The sequence below is a fragment of the Blautia sp. ZXY-1-B12 genome (genome assembly GCF_056339915.1).
On the sequence record NZ_JBWJVP010000026.1, the window covers coordinates 1 to 3401 of the forward strand.

Genomic DNA, 3401 nt, shown 5'->3' on the forward strand with positions numbered 1-3401 from the left:
CAACTGGAAGTTAGCGATTTCTTTTTCCGGTATTCTCTGTCCCACGGATTTCCTCATGATAGAAATAATCTACGATCACCGGATGCCCCTGCGGGACTCTGCCATAAGGCATTTCATTATCCACAAAGGCACAATCATACTTCTTAGCCATTTTCTCAGCTTTTACTTCAAGTGCTTCAAAGTAGCTGCGGTTATGCTTGTTATAGATCTCGTCGTAAAGTGGTACAAGATCAGGATATTTTCCGGCGATATAATCCATAATTGTCTTTTTGAAACCGCCTCGAAGATTGAGATTTTCGAGCCAGAACAGATCGCACTGATCCTTTACCCGCTCAAAGATTGCTTCAAAATTCGTGATACCGGGGAATACCGGGGATACGAAACAGACTGTACGGATACCTGCCTCATATACCTGCTTCATAGCAGCGATACGGTGCTCAATGCTCGAAGCAGAATCCATATCGTTCTTGAAATTTTCATCTAGTGTGTTGATCGACCATGAAACGGTTACACATCCAAGCTTCTTCAACAGATCAATATCCCGTACCACAAGATCCGACTTTGTGCAGATCAGAATATCTGCGTCACTGCCGATCAGCTGCTCCAGAAGTTTTCTGGTATTTCCGAATTGCTCCTCCTGTGGATTGTAGCCATCTGTCACAGAACCGATGACCACCCGCTGTCCGACATATTTCTTCGGATTTTTAATTTCCGGCCAATGCTTCACATCAAGGAAAGTGCCCCATTCCTCCTTGTGCCCGGTAAAGCGCTTCATAAAAGAAGCATAGCAATACTTGCAGGCATGTGTACAGCCCACATAGGGATTGACCGAGTAACCGCCTACCGGTAGACTAGACTTAGTCATGATGTTCTTTGTTTCCACCTCACGAATGAGGATTCCATTTATTACTTCTTCCATGATTTCTGTACCTCTAACACTTTATTAAATTCTTCCGGCATTTCCTGAATCATATTTTCATCCCCTATGATAGGGACAAGATCTTCTTTCATAAACACCGGAATGCCGAGCTTATGTGCCTGGTCCGTCAGAGACCATGCCCATTCCGGCTCCGTATGAATCTTCCTACTCTGAGCTCCGGTCATGGTGCCGACAACGATCCAATTGATTCCGGAAAGGTCAACTGTGCCGGGATCATCGAATAACGGCTCAAAGGTAACATGGTAATGTTTTGCTCTGACGTTTTTCCGAAGGGCGTCGATACGCCACCGTTCTGCTTTCCTCGTCACCGTAACGCCAAACCATGCGTTTTCCAGATCGGTATCAAAATCCAGCAAATCAGGTCGCTTGGTAAGGAACAGGAACTGATGCTGTGGATTTTCACGGATCTTTGCAAATACCTCGTCTCTCCATTCCGGCTTCCATCCAGAGAGATCGCTCATGCCGGTAAGAAGAAAGTTCTGCGGACGTTTCTTTTCCATCATCTTGAGCTTACCCGGAAAGAATTCAGGGTCAGCGAAATCATCAATCATATGCCAGCGTTTCACGTTGTTGCGGGCATAGCAATATGTACACCCCACTGTGCAGCCAATGACGATATTCATGTTCTGAATCTGATCTTTGATACAAATACTCATGACTTCTGCCACTCCTCAAGATTCTTTCTGATGCGGTCGAGGCATTCCTCAAACCGGATAATTTCTTCCTCTGAAAAACCTTTGTAGTAAATACTGCCCATCTCATCAGATACAGAATCGTACTCGCCCTTTAAGGCATGTGCTTTCTCAGTCAGAAACAGGAGCGTTTTCCTTTTGTCCGTTTCAGACTGAACACGACTTATCAGCCCTTGATTTTCCATTCTTTCCAGCATCGTAGTAAGAGATGTTATCGCTAATCCGCATTTAGTCGAGAGTGACCTGATTGAAATACCATCCTTCTGCCACAGCACATAAAGAATACGCCCCTGGGCTCCATTAAACGCATCAATATTCTTTTCACTGAGAATCTTCTCGAAAATCCGGTCTCCAAGCTGTTTTATTTTGGTAACAAGAAATCCTCCATTCATTTCCATGCAAAAGCTCCTATATAGTAGTTTATTAAAAACATACTATATAGGAGCTTTATTGTCAACAGTTTATATGTCTTAATAGGTAAATTCCGTTTTTTTTCAATTCTCCAAACTGGAATTGTTCAAGCTTTTCAAATACTAACGTCCTTAATTCTGTTCAATAATTGATTTATAGTAGTTACCAAAGTCAGCAAGTGAATTAACAATTGGAAGCATTTTTGTTCCGAGTTCCGTTAAGCCGTATTCAACTTTCGGTGGCTGCTCATGGTAATCGTGGCGATATGCCAGCCCATCACTCATCATTTGTCTTAAACTATCTGTCAAAACCTTTTGTGAAATACCATCTATACTTCGTTGTAGCTCATTGAATCTCCATGGACGCTCTTTTAAGTTACGCAAAATCAGCAGTTTCCATTTTCCTCCGATAAGAGATACTGCTGTTGCAACTGGGCATTCCGGTAATTCTTCTTTTGCTCGCATAATTCTCACCTCCGAGTCTATTGTAACACATTCATTTTTGAGTGTACAGTTACAAAAAAGTGCGTACTTGTTTTTGTATGTGTCTCACACTATACTAATACCAAGCAACCAGAAACTACAAATTAACTATGGAGGTTATTATGGCAAATTACACAAAAACAACTATTGGAAAGGAAAACCGAATTGAGCTGCATGAAAAGTTGTCTTTAACAGGTGCAGAAATCAGTTTAAACGAACTACCTGCAGGAGCAAATGTCCCATTTGTTCATTCTCATAAAGAAAATGAAGAAATCTATGGAATTCTTTCAGGTAACGGCAAAGCCATAATTGATGGAGAAGAAATTAGCCTTTCAACTGGAGACTGGCTAAAAATCGCACCTACTGCAAAGCGTCAGTTTTTTGCATCCGATATTTCTGGAATTACTTATATCTGCATTCAGGTAAAAGAAAACTCTCTGGAACATTTTACAGCAGAGGATGCCGTAATCGGCTAATTAAAAGTATTTATTTACAAAAATGCACAGTTCACGATAAGCTAAGAACTGTGCATTTCTTTTTTGTTCAATATTACGTTTTCTCAATTTTTCAAACAAGAAGTTATCAGTGATTATCTTTTAGAAAACAGCCAACTACAGCGACGCCAAATCCAAGAACACCTAGGACATATCCCCAAAAATTATTTGTTGTCACAGCAATTCCTAAAGGTATTATTGTAATCCCCAATAACTCAATCTTAATTCCTTTCATCGCAAATACCTTCGTTACAGTCGAGTAGACTAAGACCTCTCAATCTTAGCCCCTCACAGATCCGTACGTGCGGCTTTCCCGCATACGGCTCCTCATAGTAACATTCGCTTCAATATAAACAATAATACGTTTCGTAGTATCATAATA

At 41.2% G+C, this 3401-nt stretch carries 6 protein-coding genes; 1 reads left to right on the forward strand and 5 read right to left on the reverse strand.

Annotated features, from left to right (window positions below):
- Positions 1–10 precede the first annotated feature (10 nt).
- From AC075L_RS02150 to AC075L_RS02165, 4 genes are all read right to left on the reverse strand, one after another.
- Entirely contained in the window at positions 11–919 is a 909-nt protein-coding gene (locus AC075L_RS02150) for a radical SAM mobile pair protein B (RefSeq protein ID WP_008704236.1), read from the reverse strand.
- Positions 907–1596, reverse strand: coding sequence for a radical SAM mobile pair protein A (locus tag AC075L_RS02155; RefSeq protein WP_008704237.1), 690 nt, complete (start codon positions 1594–1596; stop codon positions 907–909). Before AC075L_RS02155 ends, AC075L_RS02150 begins: the two co-directional genes overlap by 13 nt.
- Positions 1593–2030, reverse strand: a complete 438-nt coding sequence (locus tag AC075L_RS02160; protein ID WP_008704238.1) for a radical SAM mobile pair system MarR family transcriptional regulator — start codon at positions 2028–2030, stop codon at positions 1593–1595. The genes AC075L_RS02155 and AC075L_RS02160 overlap by 4 nt, the downstream gene beginning before the upstream one ends.
- Before the next feature lie 144 nt (positions 2031–2174).
- The gene (locus AC075L_RS02165) at positions 2175–2507 is read right to left on the reverse strand and encodes a winged helix-turn-helix transcriptional regulator (protein ID WP_020993870.1); all 333 of its coding nucleotides are present in this window, start codon (positions 2505–2507) and stop codon (positions 2175–2177) included.
- Between the two features lie 140 nt (positions 2508–2647).
- Between AC075L_RS02165 and AC075L_RS02170 the strand changes: the two genes are divergently transcribed.
- Positions 2648–3001, forward strand: coding sequence for a cupin domain-containing protein (locus AC075L_RS02170; RefSeq protein WP_020993869.1), 354 nt, complete (start codon positions 2648–2650; stop codon positions 2999–3001).
- Positions 3002–3107: 106 nt separating this feature from the next.
- On the opposite strand, the gene AC075L_RS02175 is transcribed toward AC075L_RS02170, so the two are convergent.
- Entirely contained in the window at positions 3108–3254 is a 147-nt protein-coding gene (locus AC075L_RS02175; RefSeq protein ID WP_167338145.1) for a hypothetical protein, read from the reverse strand.
- Between the last annotated feature and the right edge of the window lie 147 nt (positions 3255–3401).

What these genes read in the sequence shown, in the direction of transcription:
- AC075L_RS02175 (WP_167338145.1), bottom strand. Translation starts at nt 3,254, where the DNA reads ATGAAAGGAATTAAGATTGAGTTATTGGGGATTACAATAATACCTTTA.
- AC075L_RS02165 (WP_020993870.1), bottom strand. Translation starts at nt 2,507, where the DNA reads ATGCGAGCAAAAGAAGAATTACCGGAATGCCCAGTTGCAACAGCAGTA.
- AC075L_RS02170 (WP_020993869.1), top strand. Translation starts at nt 2,648, where the DNA reads ATGGCAAATTACACAAAAACAACTATTGGAAAGGAAAACCGAATTGAG.
- AC075L_RS02150 (WP_008704236.1), bottom strand. Translation starts at nt 919, where the DNA reads ATGGAAGAAGTAATAAATGGAATCCTCATTCGTGAGGTGGAAACAAAG.
- AC075L_RS02160 (WP_008704238.1), bottom strand. Translation starts at nt 2,030, where the DNA reads ATGGAAATGAATGGAGGATTTCTTGTTACCAAAATAAAACAGCTTGGA.
- AC075L_RS02155 (WP_008704237.1), bottom strand. Translation starts at nt 1,596, where the DNA reads ATGAGTATTTGTATCAAAGATCAGATTCAGAACATGAATATCGTCATT.